The organism is Poseidonibacter lekithochrous (genome assembly GCF_018861145.1).
Lineage (GTDB): Bacteria > Campylobacterota > Campylobacteria > Campylobacterales > Arcobacteraceae > Poseidonibacter > Poseidonibacter lekithochrous_A.
In genome coordinates this window covers 168,502-188,470 of sequence record NZ_JAHKQT010000017.1, presented here as the reverse complement: position 1 = coordinate 188,470, position 19,969 = coordinate 168,502, and the positions used below count along the sequence as shown (strand labels likewise).

General features: G+C 28.4%; 22 protein-coding genes. 16 read left to right on the top strand and 6 right to left on the bottom strand.

Features of this window, described 5'->3' with window-relative positions; all coding sequences use genetic code 11:
• Positions 1-70: 70 nt before the first annotated feature.
• The 5 genes from KO488_RS06785 to glmM form a co-directional block, all read right to left on the bottom strand.
• Positions 71-1,540 (bottom strand): NAD(P)/FAD-dependent oxidoreductase, encoded by a 1,470-nt coding sequence (locus KO488_RS06785; RefSeq protein ID WP_216058037.1) that lies wholly within the window; start codon positions 1,538-1,540, stop codon positions 71-73.
• Between the two features lie 88 nt (positions 1,541-1,628).
• Positions 1,629-2,231, bottom strand: a complete 603-nt coding sequence (gene mobA, locus KO488_RS06780; RefSeq protein WP_216058036.1) for a molybdenum cofactor guanylyltransferase MobA — start codon at positions 2,229-2,231, stop codon at positions 1,629-1,631.
• Positions 2,231-3,511: a 3-isopropylmalate dehydratase large subunit gene (locus KO488_RS06775; RefSeq protein ID WP_216058035.1), complete on the bottom strand. Its 1,281-nt coding sequence runs from the start codon at positions 3,509-3,511 to the stop codon at positions 2,231-2,233. The genes mobA and KO488_RS06775 overlap by 1 nt, the downstream gene beginning before the upstream one ends.
• A gap of 75 nt (positions 3,512-3,586) precedes the next feature.
• Positions 3,587-4,054, bottom strand: coding sequence for a signal peptidase II (gene lspA / locus KO488_RS06770; RefSeq protein ID WP_216058034.1), 468 nt, complete (start codon positions 4,052-4,054; stop codon positions 3,587-3,589).
• Entirely contained in the window at positions 4,051-5,385 is a 1,335-nt protein-coding gene (gene glmM, locus KO488_RS06765) for a phosphoglucosamine mutase (RefSeq protein WP_216058033.1), read from the bottom strand. Before glmM ends, lspA begins: the two co-directional genes overlap by 4 nt.
• Before the next feature lie 83 nt (positions 5,386-5,468).
• Between glmM and rpsT the strand changes: the two genes are divergently transcribed.
• From rpsT to KO488_RS06750, 3 genes are read left to right on the top strand one after another with little or no spacing between them, the layout of a single operon-like run.
• On the top strand, positions 5,469-5,729 hold the full coding sequence (rpsT, locus tag KO488_RS06760) for a 30S ribosomal protein S20 (protein WP_216058032.1): 261 nt from the start codon (positions 5,469-5,471) through the stop codon (positions 5,727-5,729).
• Between the two features lie 15 nt (positions 5,730-5,744).
• A complete protein-coding gene (gene prfA, locus KO488_RS06755; RefSeq protein ID WP_216058031.1) occupies positions 5,745-6,812 on the top strand; it encodes a peptide chain release factor 1 in 1,068 nt (355 codons plus the stop codon).
• A gap of 33 nt (positions 6,813-6,845) precedes the next feature.
• Complete coding sequence (locus KO488_RS06750) at positions 6,846-7,031, top strand: DUF1653 domain-containing protein (protein WP_216058030.1); 186 nt, start codon at positions 6,846-6,848, stop codon at positions 7,029-7,031.
• Positions 7,032-7,049: 18 nt separating this feature from the next.
• Here KO488_RS06750 and KO488_RS06745 read toward each other — a convergent pair whose 3' ends face one another.
• Complete coding sequence (locus KO488_RS06745) at positions 7,050-7,604, bottom strand: outer membrane protein (protein ID WP_216058029.1); 555 nt, start codon at positions 7,602-7,604, stop codon at positions 7,050-7,052.
• Between the two features lie 127 nt (positions 7,605-7,731).
• Between KO488_RS06745 and KO488_RS06740 the strand changes: the two genes are divergently transcribed.
• The 13 genes from KO488_RS06740 to KO488_RS06680 all read left to right on the top strand — a co-directional run bounded on the left by KO488_RS06740 (position 7,732) and on the right by KO488_RS06680 (position 19,929).
• Positions 7,732-8,790, top strand: a complete 1,059-nt coding sequence (locus tag KO488_RS06740; RefSeq protein ID WP_216058028.1) for a PstS family phosphate ABC transporter substrate-binding protein — start codon at positions 7,732-7,734, stop codon at positions 8,788-8,790.
• A gap of 92 nt (positions 8,791-8,882) precedes the next feature.
• Positions 8,883-10,622, top strand: coding sequence for an EAL domain-containing protein (locus tag KO488_RS06735; RefSeq protein ID WP_216058027.1), 1,740 nt, complete (start codon positions 8,883-8,885; stop codon positions 10,620-10,622).
• Positions 10,623-10,735: 113 nt separating this feature from the next.
• Positions 10,736-11,617 carry a phosphate ABC transporter permease subunit PstC gene (gene pstC, locus KO488_RS06730; RefSeq protein ID WP_216058211.1) on the top strand — a complete coding sequence of 294 codons (882 nt, stop codon included), beginning with the start codon at positions 10,736-10,738 and terminating at the stop codon, positions 11,615-11,617.
• Positions 11,614-12,792 carry a phosphate ABC transporter permease PstA gene (pstA, locus tag KO488_RS06725; RefSeq protein WP_216058026.1) on the top strand — a complete coding sequence of 393 codons (1,179 nt, stop codon included), beginning with the start codon at positions 11,614-11,616 and terminating at the stop codon, positions 12,790-12,792. Before pstC ends, pstA begins: the two co-directional genes overlap by 4 nt.
• 14 nt (positions 12,793-12,806) lie before the next feature.
• Positions 12,807-13,577, top strand: a complete 771-nt coding sequence (gene pstB, locus KO488_RS06720; RefSeq protein ID WP_216058025.1) for a phosphate ABC transporter ATP-binding protein PstB — start codon at positions 12,807-12,809, stop codon at positions 13,575-13,577.
• Positions 13,577-14,245 carry a phosphate signaling complex PhoU family protein gene (locus tag KO488_RS06715; protein ID WP_216058024.1) on the top strand — a complete coding sequence of 223 codons (669 nt, stop codon included), beginning with the start codon at positions 13,577-13,579 and terminating at the stop codon, positions 14,243-14,245. The genes pstB and KO488_RS06715 overlap by 1 nt, the downstream gene beginning before the upstream one ends.
• A 20-nt stretch (positions 14,246-14,265) precedes the next feature.
• A complete protein-coding gene (locus KO488_RS06710) occupies positions 14,266-14,718 on the top strand; it encodes a phosphate-starvation-inducible PsiE family protein (protein WP_216058023.1) in 453 nt (150 codons plus the stop codon).
• Complete coding sequence (locus KO488_RS06705) at positions 14,708-15,382, top strand: response regulator transcription factor (RefSeq protein ID WP_216058022.1); 675 nt, start codon at positions 14,708-14,710, stop codon at positions 15,380-15,382. Before KO488_RS06710 ends, KO488_RS06705 begins: the two co-directional genes overlap by 11 nt.
• Positions 15,376-16,752 carry an ATP-binding protein gene (locus KO488_RS06700; protein ID WP_216058021.1) on the top strand — a complete coding sequence of 459 codons (1,377 nt, stop codon included), beginning with the start codon at positions 15,376-15,378 and terminating at the stop codon, positions 16,750-16,752. Before KO488_RS06705 ends, KO488_RS06700 begins: the two co-directional genes overlap by 7 nt.
• Before the next feature lie 76 nt (positions 16,753-16,828).
• The gene (gene rplM / locus KO488_RS06695) at positions 16,829-17,254 is read left to right on the top strand and encodes a 50S ribosomal protein L13 (RefSeq protein ID WP_216058020.1); all 426 of its coding nucleotides are present in this window, start codon (positions 16,829-16,831) and stop codon (positions 17,252-17,254) included.
• The gene (gene rpsI, locus KO488_RS06690) at positions 17,254-17,643 is read left to right on the top strand and encodes a 30S ribosomal protein S9 (RefSeq protein WP_216058019.1); all 390 of its coding nucleotides are present in this window, start codon (positions 17,254-17,256) and stop codon (positions 17,641-17,643) included. Before rplM ends, rpsI begins: the two co-directional genes overlap by 1 nt.
• Complete coding sequence (locus KO488_RS06685) at positions 17,570-19,249, top strand: peptide-binding protein (protein ID WP_323134179.1); 1,680 nt, start codon at positions 17,570-17,572, stop codon at positions 19,247-19,249. The genes rpsI and KO488_RS06685 overlap by 74 nt, the downstream gene beginning before the upstream one ends.
• 23 nt (positions 19,250-19,272) lie before the next feature.
• Positions 19,273-19,929 (top strand): HAD family hydrolase, encoded by a 657-nt coding sequence (locus KO488_RS06680; RefSeq protein ID WP_216058209.1) that lies wholly within the window; start codon positions 19,273-19,275, stop codon positions 19,927-19,929.
• The last annotated feature ends 40 nt before the right edge of the window (positions 19,930-19,969 follow it).

Below are 19,969 nucleotides of genomic sequence, written 5' to 3'. Positions count from 1 at the left end.
AACTAAAAAAGGGATTGAAGTTTTCTTCAATCCCTTTTTTTATATCTAAAATATATAAATCAGATAAAAACTATGCTTTACCTGATAACATTCCATATTGTGTCATTGGTTTTAGCATATAAACTTTTAATAACCACCAAATATATCTTTCTTCTGTAGGATCTAGAGGGAAAGAAGGAGTTGGTTTTTTAGTCCAATCAAACTCAGCTAACATCACTTTTCCAATATCTGTAATTAAAGGGCAAACTGTATATCCTCCATATTTAGCAGTTAATTCTTTTCCTTCCATAGCAGAAATTAAATTATCAACTAATACTTTATACTGTTTTCTAACGCTTCCACCTGTTTTCCCCATAGGAACAGCTGCAATATCACCTAATGAAAATATATTTTTGTATTTAACATGTTGTAATGTTTCTTTATTTACAGGAACCCAACCTTTTCCTGAACCAACTGCTGATTTAGCAATCACATCTGGTGCTTTCATTGGTGGAGTAATATGCATAAAATCAAAAGGTACTTCTACTTCTTGATGTTTTGTAATAGTTGAGTATTCTTCTAAATCTTCATCATAAGGACCTTTTTCATCCCATCTTTTGTCAAAAAATGCCGTTTTATTTTTAATATCAACAGCTGTTAAATTATGCTTGTAATTCCATTTAAGATTTCTTACTTCAAATTGTTTTAAAATAGCATCATGATATTCTTTAACACCAAACATATTGCTACCATTTACATAATATCTTAATTCAGCATTATCTCGTGCACCAGCTTCTACTAATCTAGAATGAGTTAAATTCATTATTTTTTTTGGAGCTCCACCACACTTAATCGCAGTACTAGGATGAGTAAAAATACCTTTTACTTTCTCTCCATTTTTTGCTTTTTGAATAAACTTTTGCATCTGAATCCATGTAGCTTCTGCTGTATCTGTATTATATATAGAGGTAATTCCAGAATCTCCAAATGCTTTTAATATTTTCGAAGAATCTCCAGCAGTATAAGCATCTCCAACTTCTTCTAATCCCTTAATTTTTCCAAAATCAAGAGTAATTCCAGCAGCAATAACTAAAAAATCATAACTTAATGTTTCACCTGAACCTAAAACTACTTTATTAGCATCAGGGTTAAATTCAACTGCACTATCTTTAATTAGTTTTACACCTGCAGGTAAAAAATCTTTTGTATTATAAAGGATATCAGACTTTTCATATATTCCACCAGCAACTAATGTAGTTCCAGCTTGATATGAAACTGATTTACTAAGAGGTTCAATCACAGTGATATCAGGGCTTGTTAAAGTAGTAGCTAATCTTGCTGCAGTTGACATTCCAGCTAAACCACCACCAATGATTAAGATTTTACCTTTTGCTTCACTAGCTTGAGCAACAGTAGCAGCTTGTGATTCACTAGTTCCACCCATTAAATATGCAGCAGAACCAAGACCAGCTAATTTAAAAGCTTCTCTTCTTGAAATTCCAATTTTTTTTGCTTCTGCATCAACTAATTCTAATGCTTTATCTAATTCATTTTTTGACATAAATATCCTTTTACATAATTATTCTATTGTTTTAGGATACCAAAAAGTAAATAATAAGGAACTTTTATCTAGCTTGTTTTACACAAGATTAGTTATTAGATTTACTTATAATATTTAGAGCTCGTATATATTCATCTTTATTATTTAAATTAATAAACTCATCATCATTAGGAAAATCTATATAGTTAGTATTATTATTTCTAAGTAAATAATTAACTTTATGAATATCTTCTATTAACATTTTATTTATAAATTTAACTAAACTTGTAGAGAATACACCACATAGATTATGGGTTCTTTGTGTTCTTGCAACACATATATCATATTCTTTTGATTTGCTGAGTAATTCATTTATTGAATCAAGAGATACTAAAGGAGTATCAACAGTAATTATAAATACTTTTGAAGTTTTTATTGTTTGTAAAATAGTTTCCAAAGCAACAATTGGAGAGAATATTTCACCTTTATCAAGGATTAAATATTTTTCTTTTTCAGAAAGAAAACCAAATTTATCTACTTTTGAAGAGATATACACGTCTTCAAAATTGTTTTTAAGCTTATTATATTGATATTCAGTTAGTGAGGAGTATGTAGAAAAAGGAAGAAGAGATTTATCTTCTCCCATTCTTGAGCTTCTACCCCCACATAAAATCACACAAGGGATTTTTGAAGAAATAGAAACTTTAGACATTAAAGACCTCTTGGGTCTGTAATGTATCCTGAAATAGCAGATGCTGCTGCAACTGCTGAGTTAGCAAGATAAATTTTTGAACTTCTTGAACCCATTCTTCCTACAAAGTTTCTGTTAGTAGTAGATACACATACTTCATCATCACCTAAAATTCCCATATATCCACCTAAACATGCTCCACATGTAGGATTAGATACAACACCACCTGCATCAACAAGAATATCAATATATCCCGCTTTTGTTGCATCTCGTAGAATCTTTTGAGTTCCTGGTGTTAAAATAAGTCTAGCATGACGTGCAACTTTTTTCCCTTCAAGAATTTCAGCTGCTACTTTGAAATCAGATAATCTACCATTTGTACAAGAACCAATAAATATTTGGTCTACTTTAATTTTATCTTCAACTGCTTGTGAAACACTATGACCATTTGAAGGTAAAAAAGGATAAGCAATAACTGGTTCTAATTTAGAAGTATCAATTACAATTTCTCTACAGTAAACTGCATCCTCATCTGAATAATGAATTTTTGGTTCAGCTCTTAATCCACCATTTAATTCTGCTGTTTGAGCTAAAAATTCTGCTGTAACTTCATCATATGCAACAATACCATTTTTGGCACCTGCTTCAATTGCCATATTACATAATGAGAATCTATCATCCATTGATAAATATTTAATTGCATCACCTGTAAATTCTAAAGCTTTATATAAAGCTCCATCAACACCTAAAATTCTAATAATTTCAAGGATTAAATCTTTTCCAGTTACATGTTCTGCTGGTTTACCATTGAAAACAACTTTAATTGATTCAGGAACCTTAAACCAGTTACCACCAGTAATCATTCCAAATGAAATATCAGTTGATCCCATACCTGTTGAAAATGCACCAAGTCCACCATGTGTACATGTATGTGAATCTGCCCCAATAATAACATCACCTGGTAATACTAATCCTTTTTCAGGTAATAAAGCATGTTCAATTCCCATATCTTTTTCATCAAAGAAATGTTTTAAATCATGTTTATAAGCAAAATCTCTAGAGATTTTTGCTTGATTTGCTGATGCAATATCTTTTGCAGGAATAAAGTGATCAAGTACAATCGCAAAACCATCTGGATTTGCTAACTTTTCAAAACCACCGTCTTCAAAGGCTTTAATAGAAATTGGAGTAGTAATATCATTTCCAATTACCATATCAATTGGACTTCTTACAATTTCACCTGCAGATACTTCTCTTCCTACATGTTCACTAAAAATTTTTTCTGTTATTGTTTGACCCATATTTATCTCTTTTCGTAAAATTTATTATATTTTTGCCATTATAGCTAACTTTAATTTAAGCTCCCAAATCTAGGACTAATTCTTTTTTTCTTTTCTTTCTTGTTGCCATTGTTTTATTTGCATAAAAATGATTATTGCAACTGCACAATTTATAATAATATCTGCTAAATTAAAAATCGCAAACTCAAAACCATAATGCCAATAAAGGTAATCAACCACTCCACCATAAGTAAATCTATCTAGAATATTAGATAATCCTCCCGCAAAAAGTAAGGATATTGGCAAATAGTATTCATCAAATATTTCTTTATTTTTAAGTAAATAAATAAATCCTGCTATTACCATTGTTAATTGTATATACTTTAAATATTCAGCAAGAAAAGAAAACATTGAAAAAGCGACACCATAATTATATGCTAGATGCAAAGACATATATGGTCCTTTTACATTCCAATCAAAATTTGCAAATCCATATTTTAATAATTGGTCAATTATAAATAAAACTACAAATATTATTATTGTTAGAATTAACTTTTTATTCATAAAGCTTTTTTGAAAAATGCCTTTAATGTTTCCATTCCATCAACTACATCTTTTTTATTTTTACCTTCTAAAAGAAGTCTAATTTTATTTTCAGTTCCTGAATATCTTATTAAGTCTCTCATCCCTTTATCTCTTAAAGGTTTTACTATTTCATCTAAACCTGCAATTTCTTCTAAAGGTGGTTTTTCACTAACTTTCATATTATGTAAAATTTGAGGATATAACTCAAATGGATTTAATACTTCACTAGCTTTCTTACCAGATCTTAAAATCAATGCTAATACTTGTAAAGCAGAGGCTAATCCATCTCCTGTTTTTGCAACATCAGAGAAAATTACATGTCCACTTTGTTCTCCACCAAAGTTAATACTTTCTTTTTTCATTACTTCAAGAACATGTTTATCACCAACGTTTGATCTATACAATTTTATATTATCTTTTGCTAAAAAATCTTCTAAAGCTTGGTTTGACATTACAGTTGTAACACAACCTTTACCTTGTAATAGTTTTTCATCATTTAAATAAACACAAAGTGCCCCTATTAATTTATCACCATCAACAACTTCACCTTTTTCATCAACTACAACTAATCTATCAGCATCACCATCAAGTGCAAGTCCAATATCTGCTCTATATTCACGAACTAGTTTTGCAACACCTTCAGGATGCATTGCACCACAATTTTCATTAATATTAAAACCGTCTGGTTTATGATTTATAGTAATAACATCAGCACCCAATTCTTCTAAAATTGTAGGACCAACTTTATATGCTGCACCATTTGCACAATCAAGAACAATTCTTAACCCATGAAGACTTAAATCTTTTGGAAATGAGCTTTTAATTGAAACAATATATCTTCCAATAACATCATTAATTCTTTTTGCAGCACCAATATTTCTACCCGTAACTTGCTCTGATATCATCGCTTCATTATCATTAAAAATTTTTTCTATTTTTTTTTCGCACTCAACTCCAAGTTTATCACCTTTGTTATCAAAAAATTTAATTCCATTATCTTCATAAGGATTGTGAGAAGCAGAAATCATAATCCCAGCATCACATCTCATACTTTCTGTTAAATATGCAATAGCAGGTGTTGGCATTGGTCCTATTTGAATTACATCATATCCCACAGCTGTAAGACCACTAACTAATGCATTCTCAATCATATATCCACTTCTTCTAGTATCTTTCCCAACAAGAATTCTCTTCGTTGTTGAATGTTTCCTAAAATAAATACCAGCTGCTTTTGCTAATTTTAATACAGTCATTGCATCTAAAAAAGTACCAGCTTCCCCTCTAACTCCATCTGTTCCGAATAGTTTCATTAAATCTTCCTAAAATTAAACTTGCTTTAAGTTGCTTTGGGTAACATTCTACCCTTAAAAATTTTACAAAGAGGTTAAATAAAATGGCAAATCATAAATCTGCAGAAAAAAGAGCTAGACAAACAATCGTTAAGACTGAAAGAAATAGATTCTACAAAACAAGAATCAAGAACATAACTAAGACAGCAATCGCTGCAATCGAAGCTGCTGATAAAGAAGCTGCAACAACAGCAGTTAAAACAGCAAACAAATATTTACACCATTGTGTATCTAAAGGTATCCTTAAAAAAGGAACTGCAGCAAGAAAAGTATCTAGATTACAACTTGCAGTAAACGCTATATAATAGCTTTTAGTACATATGCTACAAGATAAACTACAGCCTTTTATTAATAGAGCTGAAGAAATTAACGAATTGTTAAGTTCTTCAGAAATAACTAGTGATATAAAGAGAATGACTGCTCTTTCTAAAGAGCAGGCAAGTATCGCTCCTATTGTTAATAAAGCTAAAGAATACATTCAATTATTAGAAGATATAGAAGAGAATAAGATGCTTCTTGACGATGATGAATTGGGTGATCTTGCAAAAGAAGAGCTGAGAGACTTGGAGCCTAAAAAACCAGAATTAGAAGAAGATATTAAATTTCTAATGATTCCTAAAGATCCTAATGACGATAAAAATATCTATTTAGAACTTAGAGCTGGTGCTGGTGGTGATGAAGCTGCAATATTCGTAGGTGACCTTTTTAGAGGGTACTTAAGATATGCAGAAAATAATGGTTGGAAAGTTGAAATCATGAGCACTAATGATAGTGAATCTGGTGGATATAAAGAAGTTGTAATTCTAATTAAAGGTGACCATGTATTCTCAAAATTAAAATTTGAGGGTGGTACACATAGAGTTCAAAGAGTTCCAGCTACTGAATCACAAGGAAGAGTTCATACATCAGCAATTACAGTTGCAGTAATGCCTGAAGTTGATGATATTGAAATTGACATTGATCCAGGTGATCTTAAGATTGATGTTATGAGAGCAAGTGGAAATGGTGGTCAATCTGTAAATACTACAGATTCAGCGGTTAGAATCACACATCTTCCATCTGGTCTTGTAGTAACAAACCAAGATCAAAAGTCTCAGCATAAAAATAGAGATAAAGCTATGAAAGTTTTAAAAGCTAGACTTTATGACTTAGAGATGCAAGAAAAAATGCAAAAAGAAGGTGCTGACAGAAAAGAACAAGTCGGTACCGGAGATAGAAGTGGAAGAATTAGAACATATAATTATCCGCAAAATAGAATAAGTGATCACAGAATCAATTTAACTCTGTATCGTTTAGACTATATTATGAATGACGGTTTATTTGATGAAGTAATTGATCCTCTTATTGCTGATCATCAATCTAAACTAATTGAGGCTAATGGATTATAAAATCCATTAGTTCTTTTTTTAACTACTTAAACAATGGTACAATTAAATCAAACATATATCCATTATAAAAATAAAGAATCATATATCACAATAAATTTTTGTAAAATCCAAGAAAATGATATTTGGGTAAAAGCAGTAATTTATAAACCAGCTGATTGCGATGAATTATTTGTAAGAGAATATAAAGAATTTGAAGAAAAGTTTAATTTAAAAAATTAAAGTCTTAGAAGAGAACTTCTAAAACTTAGTTTTAACACCTACTCCAATAGCATGAATATTTGTATTTTCATAAGAAATATTATCTAATTGAACATCATTAAACTTTTTATATTTATATTCAATATATGTCTGTATATTAGGTTCAAAATCAAAAGCTGTCCCAAAAAATCCTTGATATCCTAAAACAACATCGTTATCACTTTTAAGTGAATAAGAAGCAGGACCAACTCCAATACCTAAATATGGATGAATTAAACTTGTATCAAGTTTTATATTATAGATACCATTTATAAATAAAGAATGAATATCCATATCTCCTTTTCCTTCTTCCATTTTTGCAGTATTATATGTATATTGTGTTTCTAATGTAAAATTATCTGAAAGTCCAAATCCTAATCCTACTTCAAAAGAATACGCAGTACTCAATCCTATTTCACTTTTATCACTCCCCGATTTTACTTCCAAATCACTTGGAACAGAATATAAAATCGAATATCTTGCATAATTGTCATAAGCATTTAAACTTGTAAATAAACAAATACTTGTAAGTATACTTAACCCTAATTTTTTCATTACTTATCCTCAAATTGTTTTATGTATTTTACTACGTTTAGTTTAAATTTAACATAATCTCCAATGTAACCAAATTGTAATCAACTCATATTAAACTTCACTCATAAAAATTAATACGGAGAAAAATATGTCAATCAGAAAAACATCATTAGCGTTATTAGCAAGTGCAGCATTAACAGTAAGTTTAAGTGCAAGAGATCAAATTAAAATCGTAGGATCATCAACAGTATATCCTTTTTCATCTTCAGTAGCTGAAGAATTTGGTGCAACTACAAAGTTCCCTACTCCTGTAGTTGAATCAACTGGTTCAGGTGGTGGTATGAAATTATTTTGTGCTGGTAATGATTTAAATACACCAGATATTACAAATGCATCAAGAAGAATGAAATCAACTGAATTTCAAATGTGTGAAAAAAATGGAGTTACTGATATTACAGAAGCAGTAATTGGTTACGATGGAATTGCATTTGCACAGTCTATTTCAAATAAAGCATTCGATATTTCTAAAACTAACTTAGCATTAGCAGTTGCAAAAGAAGTACCTTCAAAAGATGGTAAATCATTAATCGCTAACCCATACAAAAAATGGTCTGATATTGATGCTTCATTACCAAATAGAGAGATTATTGTTTATGGACCACCAAAATCATCTGGTACAAGAGATGCATTTGAAGAATTAGTATTACAAAATACTTTCAAAAAAATGGCTGTATATACAGATCTTTATAAAGCAGATAAAAAAGCAAACAAAAAATATAAAAAATATTCAATTTTAAGAACTGATGGTGTTTATGTTGAAGCTGGTGAAAATGATAACTTAATCGTTCAAAAATTAGAAAAAAATAAAAATGCATTTGGTGTATTTGGATTCTCTTTCTTAGAAGAAAATGACGATAAAGTTCAAGGTGCAACTATTAATGGTGTACATCCAACTCCTGATAATATTTCATCATCTAAATACCCAGTATCTAGATCATTATTTTTCTATATCAAAAATTCTCATGCAAAAGAAGTTCCAGCTATGAATAAATATGTAGACTTATTCATGTCAGATAAAATGATTGGTCAAGAAGGTATCTTAACTGAAATCGGTTTAATTCCTTTACCAGCTGATATGGCACATAAAATTGCAACAAGCGTAAAAAATAAAAATAAATTAACATTAGCTGATTTAAAACACAAATAAAAATAAGGAGAGAATACTCTCCTTATTTCTTTTAATTTTTTTAATTATTAGTTGTAATTATTAATAAAATTAATTCAAAAGATCTTACCTAAATGACAAAAAAATGGTTAACGATATTTAATACTCTAGATTATGCTTTTCAACCAATTGTTTATTCACATACAGGAAAAATTTATGCTGTTGAAGCTCTAATTCGAAATACTGATAAGTTTGATTACTTTAAAAATATTCATGATTTATTTGACTTAGCATATGAAGAAAATATGTTATTTGAATTAGATCAATTATTAAGAGAAAAAGCCATAAATAAATTTTCACAAATTAAAATTGAGAATTTAAAACTATTTTATAATTTAGATAATAGAATAATTTATGAATGTAAATCAATAAGTGATAATAATGACTTAATTTTAGAAAAATATAATTTAACTAAAGACGTTTTCTGTTTTGAATTAAGTGAGAGAGGAAAGACAATTGAAAAAGATTCCTTATCAAAACTTATTTGTGAATACAAGAGTAAGGACTATACAATTGCAATTGATGATTTTGGAGTAGGAGTATCTGGGTTAAAACTTTTGTACTTTGCAGAAGCAAATATTATCAAACTTGATAGATTTTTCATATCAAACATCCATAAGGATTCAAAAAAGAAACTATTTTGTATTTCAATTATTGAAATGGCACATACAATGGGTATTAAAGTTGTAGCAGAAGGTGTAGAAGAAATAAATGAATTTTATACATGCAAAGATATTGGAGCTGATTATATACAAGGCTATTTAGTTCAAAAACCAACTATTGATATTACAAATATAAAACCTATTTATGACAATATTATTGGTGTCCTAGAAAAAGACAAAAGAAAGGATGCAGTGGTGAAAATAAATAAAAAATATATAGAAAATATTATTCCTATAAATCACAATGAAAGTCTTTCATCACTTTTTTTATACTTTAAAGATTCCCAAAAATATAATTTTGTTCCCGTTGTTAATGATAATAATATTTTATTAGGGATTATTTATGAAATGGATATAAAAAAGATATCATATTCACAATATGGATTATCTTTATCAAGAAATAAAGCCTATGCTTCAACTTTAAAAAAATATATAAAGCCTATCTTATCTATTGAATCTACATGGGGTATTGATAAAACTTTAGAGACTTTTAATCATAATCAAGAAGAGTCAACAGGTATTTTTATTACAACGCAAGGAGAATACAAAGGTTTTATCAATCTTAATTCCTTACTCACAATTTCATACAATAGAAATCTAGATATTGCAATGAATCAAAATCCTCTTACCTCACTTCCAGGGAATAAACAAATCGAACAATTTATTTCCACAACATTAAATAATATAAATAGAACAGATGAGACTACACATATGCTGTATTTTGATTTTAATGATTTTAAACCATTTAATGATCATTATGGTTTTAGACTAGGAGATAGAGCAATATTAATTTTTTCGGATTTACTACAAAAAAAGTATTCTAATACTCACTTTATTGCTCATGTTGGAGGAGATGATTTCTTTGTTGGTATAAAAAATACAAAATATGAAGAAGTTTATACACTAACTTCAAAAGTAATGTTAGAATTTGAAGAATCAGTAAAAAATCTCTATGATCAAAAAGATAAAGACAATAAATATATATTTACAAAAGATAGATTTAATATTCAAAGAAAATTTAAACTCCTATCTGTATCTTGTGCTTTACTTGAAATATCAAATAATTCAAAACAAGAAAACTTTGACTACACATTAAATATCTTAAAAAAGAACTCAAAAAGGCAAACAAGTCCCTTATCTGCAGCAATCTAAATTGTAATCATTATGTAACTATTCTTCATTATAATACAAATAAACTATTAACAAGGTATGTCGTTTTGAGCACATTTGAAACAAGAAATAAACAAAGGGAATTAACAGAAAAAATGATTAAACTAGCGTTAATCATCGCTTCTGGTATTTCAATACTAACAACATTTGGTATTCTTTTCTCAATTCTTTTTGAGTCAATTGAATTCTTCAAAATGAGAAGTTTCTGGTACTTTATAACTGGTACAGAATGGTCTCCAGGTGTTGAAGGAAGTAAATTTGGTGCAGTTCCTATTTTTTCAGGAACATTTGTAATTACAATAATTGCACTAGCAATTGCAATTCCAGTAGGTTTAGGAAGTGCAATTTATATGAGTGAATACGCAAGCTCAACTACAAGAGATTATTTAAAACCTCTTCTTGAAGTATTAGCAGGAATCCCTACAGTTGTATATGGATTCTTTGCAGCAATTACAGTAGCACCACTAATTGTACAAGCAGCTGATGCTATTGGCTTAGAAGCCACATTTAACTCAGCCCTTGCATCTGGCGTTGTGATGGGGATTATGATTATTCCAGTAATTTCATCACTTTCAGATGATGTAATTAGATCAGTTCCAGATAGTCAACGGAAAGCAGCATTAGGACTTGGACTTACGCAAGGTGAAACAATTAGAGATATTGTTATTCCTTCAGCACTTCCAGGAATTATTTCAGCTTCACTTCTTGGTTTATCAAAGGCCTTAGGCGAAACAATGATTGTTGTAATGGCAGCAGGGCTAAGACCTAATCTTTCATGGAACCCGTTAGAAGATATGACAACAGTTACAGTAACAATCGTAAGTTCACTTGTAGGAGATTTTGAATTTAATTCACCTGAAACACTTTCAGCATTTGCTCTTGGTCTTATACTTTTTATTGTTACTCTTGTTTTAAATATTATTTCATTAGCTCTAATTAGAAAATTCAAAGAAAAATATAAAGTGAATACATTATGATTAAAAATAAAAATTTAGATAATCCCTTTTATGATCCAGCATTAAATAAAAGACATGCAAGTGCAAAAAGATTTAAGACATTTACTTTAACATCTTTGGTGTTTTCAATTGCATTTTTAGCTTTCTTCTTATTTGATATTATTGGAAAAGGAATACCTGCATTCAATGTTGCTTATTTAGAAGTAAATGTTACATACAACGAAAAGACAGTAGCTGATTCAAGATTTGCTGTTGAGAAAAAGTATAGAAAAATTGTTTCAAGATCTTGGCTTAGAGATTTACCAAGACACGTAGAAGAAAACCCAAGTTTAATGAATACAGAACAGACTCTTTGGGTTTTAGCAGATGATCAAGTTGATCAATATTTAAAAGGTCACCACTATAAGTTAAAAAGAAAAGATAAAGCTCTTGTTGATGAGATGAATGAAGCTGATAAAATTGAAAAAAAATTCAACACAATATTCTTTACAAATGGTGATTCAAAAATTCCTGAAAATGCAGGATTATTTTCAGCAATGGTTGGTTCAATTTTAACGCTATTAATTACAATGATTGTTGCTTTTCCATTAGGTGTGTTAACAGCAATATACTTAGAAGAGTTTGCAGAAGATAATCAATTTACAAGATTTATTGAAGTTAATATCAATAACCTGGCAGCAATTCCATCAATTTTATTTGGACTTTTAGGACTTGCCGTTTATATCAATTTATTTGGTGTTCCAAGATCTTCACCACTAGTTGGTGGTTTAACTCTTGCACTTATGACCTTACCTATTATAATTGTAAGTTCACGAGCAGCATTAAGAGCAGTTCCAGATAGTATTAGACAAGCAGGATATGGTTTAGGATTAACAAAAATTCAAGTAACAAAAGATCATGTTTTACCCTTAGCTTTCCCAGGTGTTTTAACTGGTTCAATTATTGGACTAGCACAAGCAATGGGTGAAACAGCTCCTTTAATTATCATTGGTATGATTGCATTTATTCCAGATGCACCAGGAAGTATTCTAGAAGCATCAACAGTTATGCCAGCACAATTATTTACATGGGCAGGAATGCCAGAAAGAATGTATATAGAAAAAACAGCTGCTGGAATTATGGTTTTATTAAGTGTCTTAATTTCACTTAATGCAATTGCAATATATTTACGTAAAAAATTCGAAGTTAAATGGTAGAAGGGAAAATTAATATGTCAAAAGATAATAAAACAAAAGTAAAAGTAGAAAAACTAAACCTTTGGTATGGTGATAACCATGCCTTACATGAGATAAGTGTAGATATTTATGAGAATAAAATCACTGCATTAATTGGACCTTCGGGATGTGGTAAATCAACATTTTTAAGATGTTTAAATAGAATGAATGATTTAATTCCAATTGTAAATATTGAAGGTTCAGTTGTAATTGATAAAAGAAATATTTATGATAAAGATATTGATGAAGTTAGTGTAAGAAAAAGAATTGGAATGGTATTTCAACAACCAAACCCTTTTCCAAAATCAATCTATGACAATGTTGCCTATGCTCCTATTAAACATGGAATTGTTACAAAAGGAAAAGAATGTGATGAGTTAGTAGAATCATCATTAAAAAAGTCTGGTTTATGGGATGAAGTTAAAGATAAATTAAATGATCCAGGAACATCACTGTCAGGGGGGCAACAACAAAGATTATGTATTGCTAGAACAATTGCAGTCAAACCAGAAGTAATTCTAATGGATGAACCAACATCAGCGCTTGACCCAATATCTACAGAAAAGATTGAAGCACTAATGCTAGAGTTAAAAAAAGACTATACAATTATTACAGTAACACATAATATGCAACAAGCTGCACGTGTAGCAGATTACACTGCATTTTTCCATTTAGGTGAATTAGTTGAATACGATGAAACAGAAACAATTTTTGTTAATCCTTCAAACAAGAGAACAGAAGATTATATTACGGGGAGATTTGGGTAATGTTAAAAACATATATAGAAAAAAGAGATAGTATTAAAGAAGAGATTTTATCTATTGGAAATACAGTTGTTGATGCTTTAGAAGTATCTTTAAAAAAAATAAAGAATGATGATGTTTCATCATTAAAAGAGATTGATTTATCAGTTAAAAAACTATCTAATAAATCTAATGAAATTGATAATTTAATAGTTACGACACTTGCACTGTATTCTCCTGAAGCAAAAGATTTAAGAGAAATGGTTTCTTATTTAAAAATTACAAATGAATTGATTAGAGCAGTATCAAATGTAAAAGGTTTTATTAAAATATTTAGAAAAGCATATTCAGATGAATTAAATACTGCAACAATTTTAGAATATGCAATTCCATTACATAAATCTGCACTATTAGCATTAAGATCATCTATTGCAATGCTTGATGACATAAATGATTCAGATATGGAAGATAAGTATCATAGAATTATAGTTGAAGAGACTAAGTCAGATGATTTATATGCAATGGTTGAAAAAAACATTTTAAAATTAATTTCTAAAAACCTTGAACTTTCAAAAGAGTATTTTGATATCTTAAGTAGTCTTAGAAAACTAGATAGAACAGCAGATAGAGCATCATCAATTGCGAATCTAGCAATATTTGCACAAGTTGGAGGAGATATAATTAGATCATAATTTTATGATATAATTACTATATGAAAAAAGCCATACACAAAATAAAAACATATTTTTCTTCAAATTTTGAAGTACTAGCAGCAGCAATTATATTTATAATCATTATTGCTACAGGCTTAGATTTTTATAAAGCAATAATTCTCATGTTAGAATTTATTGTTATTATGGAAGTTGTAAAAATGATTTCTGATTTTATAAAAAAACAGAAACTAAGACTAAGATTTGTAATAGATATTTTTATTATCTTTTTAATTAGAGATGTAATAATATTAACGACAAATCTCCATAAAGACTACTTTGATATATCTTTTTTATTAGTAGTTATATTTATATTTTTTATATTTAGAATTCTTTCTATTAAATTTTCTCCAGGTGTTATTAAAGTATCAAAAGATACTATTATTGAATACGAAGATGATAGAGAAGATAAAAAAGTTAAAGACGAAAAGAAGCTAATGAAAAATGAAAAATAAACTTATTTTAATAGTAGAAGATGAAGAAGATATCTTAGAACTTCTAGAATATAATTTACAAAAAGAAGGCTTTGAAACAATTGGTTTTTTAAATATTGATAAAACTCTAAAAAAAGTTTTAGAGGAAGAAGATATAAGTCTTATTTTAATGGATAGAAACCTTCCTGGAAGTGAAGGAACTACTTTTATTAATCAAATTAAAAAAGAGGGATATAATAATCCTGTAATTTATGTAACGGCAAAAGATAAAGATGAAGATATATTAGAAGGTTTTGACTCCCATGCAGATGATTATATTACTAAACCTTTTAATTTAAAAGAATTAACTGCACGGGTAAAAGCTGTTATTAAAAGAACATCGAAAGAAGTTAATATTTTAAAAATAAGAGACATCATATATAAAGCAAGTAATAAAAAGTTTTACATAGAAGAAAAAGAAATAGAATTAACACATTTAGAACATGATTTATTTTTAGAATTCATAAAAAATAAAGATATTTTAATGTCAAGAGAGCACTTGCTAGAAACTGTATGGGAGGATTCTTTTGATAAAAAAGTTAAGACTGTAAATGTTGCAATTAAAAGACTAAAAGCTAAAATTGATCCAGATTCAACAAAAAATTATATTAAATCAGTAAGAGGAGAAGGTTACATATTTTGCTAAAAATACATCAACTTTTTCTTAGAACTTTTGTATTAGTATTCATAGGAATACTTTTTTCCCTGACAGTTATTACATACTACTGGTCAAAAAATATTTATCTTGAACAAAGCGAAAAAAGTTTAACTAGAAATATTGATATTCTTTCAATAGTGTTAAAAGATTTAGATAATATAGATCAAATCGTAAAAGACTTAAAATCTCAAATAAAGCTTAGAATTACAATTATTGATGAAAAAGGTAATGTAGTTGCAGAAAGTGATAGAGATAAAAATCAAATGAATAACCATTCACAAAGAAAAGAAGTATTACAAGCAAAAAGTTTTGGAATGGGGAAAGTTATAAGATACTCAAATAGTGTAGATAAAGAGCTACTATATATAGCAAAAAAAGTAAGTATAGACAAAAAAATATACTTTATTAGAATGGCTGATTATACAAATAAAATTACAGATAACTTTGTCAAACTTACATTTCAAGTATTTGCCTTTATTCTTATCTTTTTAATTATTGCTTTTGTATCAACATATTTTATTAGTTTAAAAATTAAAAAAGAAACAGATTCAATTCTACTTTTTCTAAAAGAATTATCTGATAAAAAACCTTCTTATCAATTAAAATCAGATTATACTCTTGAATTTAGTAAAATCTCAAAACTTCTAAATAGAGTTGCCTTAAAATTATCAAAAAGAGAAAAACAAAAAGCAAAACAAAATGCAAAACTAAAAATGGCCAATAGACAAAAAGATGAAATTATTTCAGCACTTTCTCATGAGTTTAAAAATCCAATTGCAATCATTTCAGGCTATGCAGAGACTATCTTGCATGATAAAGATATCCCAAGTTCAATGAAGAATAAGTTTTTACATAAAATACATTCAAATGCAAATAAAATGTCACGGATTATTGATAAACTACGATTAACACTTAAATTTGAAGAAGGAAAACAAGACCTTATTCTAAGCTCTTGTTCAATTAAACAACTACTTGAAGATATTATTCATGACTTACAAGAGAAATATAAAGATAGAGAAATATTAATCCAAGGTGAAGATATAAATTTAAAAGTTGATGAAACACTAATTTCTATGGCTATTTCAAATTTAATTGAGAATGCACTTAAATATTCCGAAGACGAAGTAATTATTAAACTTACAAGTAATTCTATTATTATAATTGATAAGGGTATTGGGATTGAAGAACATGAGCTAGAAAAAATTAAAAATAAATTCTATAGAGTTTCAAATAATGGATGGAATAACTCTTTAGGATTAGGCTTATTTATCGTTCATTCTATACTAATGTTACATAAGTTTTCACTTGAAATCAAGTCCGAATTTAATAAAGGTTCTGAATTTATAATAAAATATTAAAAATCACTTAAATTAAGGTTTATTTAAGTATTACTACACTATTATTCCACCTCATTAATAAAAGCGGAGAAAATAAATGAAATTTACTCAAATGGCAAAAGCTAACGAAATCGAAAGAGATTGGATAGTAATCGATGCAACTGATAAAGTATTCGGAAGAATAATCACTGAAGTAGCAACTATTCTTAGAGGTAAAAATAAACCTTACTATACACCTCATGTTGATTGTGGAGATTACGTTGTAATCATTAATGCTTCTAAAGCAAAGTTTTCTGGAAACAAATTAGAAACTAAAAACTATTACACACACTCAGGGTATTTTGGTAGTACAAAAACTCACAAAATGTCTGATATGTTTGAAAATAATCCAGAAAAATTATACAAATTATCAACAAGAGGTATGCTTCCAAAGACTACTCTTGGAAAAAATATGTTAAAAAAATTAAAAGTTTATGCAGATGCTAATCACCCACATACTGCACAAATTAAAGGACAAAACTAATGGCTAAAGTTTACGCAACAGGAAGAAGAAAAACATCTATAGCTAAAGTATGGCTAGAAGTTGGTAATGGTCAACTAACAATCAATGGTCAGTCTTTAGACGTATGGTTAGGTGGACATGAAGCAATTAAAAAGAGAGTAATGCAACCATTAGAAGTAGCTAAACAAGAAACTTCTGTAAATATCGTTGTTAAAACTTTAGGTGGAGGTTACTCTGCACAAGCTGATGCTGTTAGACATGGTATTTCAAGAGCTTTAGTAGCTTATGATGAGCAATTCAGACCAGTTTTAAAACCTTATGGTTTATTAACTAGAGATGCTAGATCAGTTGAAAGAAAAAAATACGGAAGAAGAAAAGCAAGAAAAAGCGGTCAATTCTCAAAAAGATAGATTCAATTTTTCAAAGATTTTATATCTTTGTATTTTTAAAAAGGGAACAACAAACGTTGTTCCCTTTTTTTATGCACTTTTATACAAAAAAACTATACAATACTTAATGAGATTTATAACAATATTACTAATTATCCTCACATATATTCAAGCAAGTACTTTAAACTTATCAATAAGTTCAAGTCCAAGTAGATTAAATCCAATTTTAGCAAATGATACAGCAAGTTCTGAAATTGCAGATTGGCTTTTTAATGGTTTATTTAAATATGATAAGAATGGAAATCCTATAGAAGATTTAGCTCTTTCCCATACTTTTGAAACAGATACAAAACTAATTATAAAGTTAAGAAAAAATGTCAAATGGCATGATGGAAAAGACTTTACATCAAGAGATGTAGTATTTACATATAATACAATTTTAGATCCAAAAGTATTTAATTCCATTAAATCAAATTATAAAGAAGTAGCATCAGTAAAAGCATTAGATGATTATACTATTGAAGTTATATATAAAAAAGCATATTTTAAAGCCTTAGAAATTTGGATGGTTGGAATACTTCCTTATCACCTATTAAAAGATGAAAAAAACTTAATGACAAGTTCTTTTAATAAAAATCCAATAGGAACAGGACCTTATGTTTTAAATAGTTTCAAAGTTGGACAAAATATAAAATTGAAAGCAAATGATAACTATTTTGAAGGAAGACCTAAGATTGATGAGTTATTATATAAATTTATTCCAGATACCAATACATCTTTTTTATTTTTAAAACAGAAAAAACTTGATTTATCAGGCTTAACACCTCTTCAAATCGATAGGCAGATTGATGCAGATTTTAAAAAATCTTTTAAAATTATTGAAAAGCCAAGTTTTTCATATAGTTATGTTGGATTAAATTTAAAGAATAAAAAGTTTAAAGATATAAGAATTAGAAAAGCTTTATCTTTGGCAATTAATAGACAAGAACTAGTTGATATCTTATTTTTTGGACATGGAAAAGTATGTAATGGACCATTTTTACCTGGAAGCTTTGCATATGATGAGCAAACAAAACCCGCAGAACATAATATAAAAAAAGCAAAAGAGCTTTTAAAAGAACTAGGTTATGATGAAAATAATCGATTTAGCTTTGAAATAATTACAAATACGGGAAATGATACAAGAATAAACGCTGCTCAAATACTACAATACCAGTTATCAAAAGCTGGAATTGATATGAAGATCCGTGTAATGGAATGGCAAGCTTACTTAAATACAATAGTTCATCCAAGAAATTATGAAGCAATACTTTTAGGTTGGTCTTTATCATTAATGCCTGATGCTTATCCTTTATGGCATTCTAGTTCTGATAAAACAGGAAGATTTAATTTAGTTGGATATTCTAATAAAGAAGTAGATAGATTAATTGAAAAAGGTTCAACTACAATAAATAGAGATGAACTAGGGAAAATATATAAAAGTATCTTCAAAAAGATTACTGCAGATATTCCATATTTATTTTTGTATATTCCAAATTCTATTACTGTTATAAATAATGAAATAAAAAATATTGAACCGGCATTTACCGGTATTACACATAATCAAAAAGATTGGATAAAACCCTAAAAATATAAAATAGAAGAAGGAAAATTTTGAAAGAAAATATTATATTATTTGATTTAGATGGAACACTAATAGACTCAACAGATGCAATTGTATCTACTTTTATGCACTCTTTTAAAGAAATGAATTATAACTTTGAAGGGAATGAAGAAGATATAAAATCATTAATTGGTTATCCCTTAGATATTATGTATCAAGACTTAGGAATTGAAAAAAATCTTGTTTGGGATTTTGTAGCTTCTTATAAAAATAGATATAGACAAATATCAACAAAACAAACACTATTACTTGATAATGCATTTGAAGCCGTACAACTTGCATCAAAAATTGCTAGAGTTTCAGTGGTTACTACTAAAACAAGATTATATACTATACCACTATTAGATCACTTCCAAATAGGTAAATATTTCGAAATCGTAACAGGAAGAGAAAATGTTGAAAACCCAAAACCACATCCTGAGCCAATTTTAGTTACATTAGATCAAATGAATTATGATGAGAATATTCATAAAGCATGGATGATAGGAGATACAAAATTAGATTTAATTGCGGCAGAAGCAGCTAATATTGATTCTATTGCAGTTCTTTGTGGGTATGGAAAAGAAGATGAATTAAAAGAATTCACAGAAAATATCTCTAATACTGCATTAGATGCGGTGAAATTTATAGAGCTTAATTCTTAGAAGAGTAATAGTATAAATTTATTCTAGGATTATCCTAGAA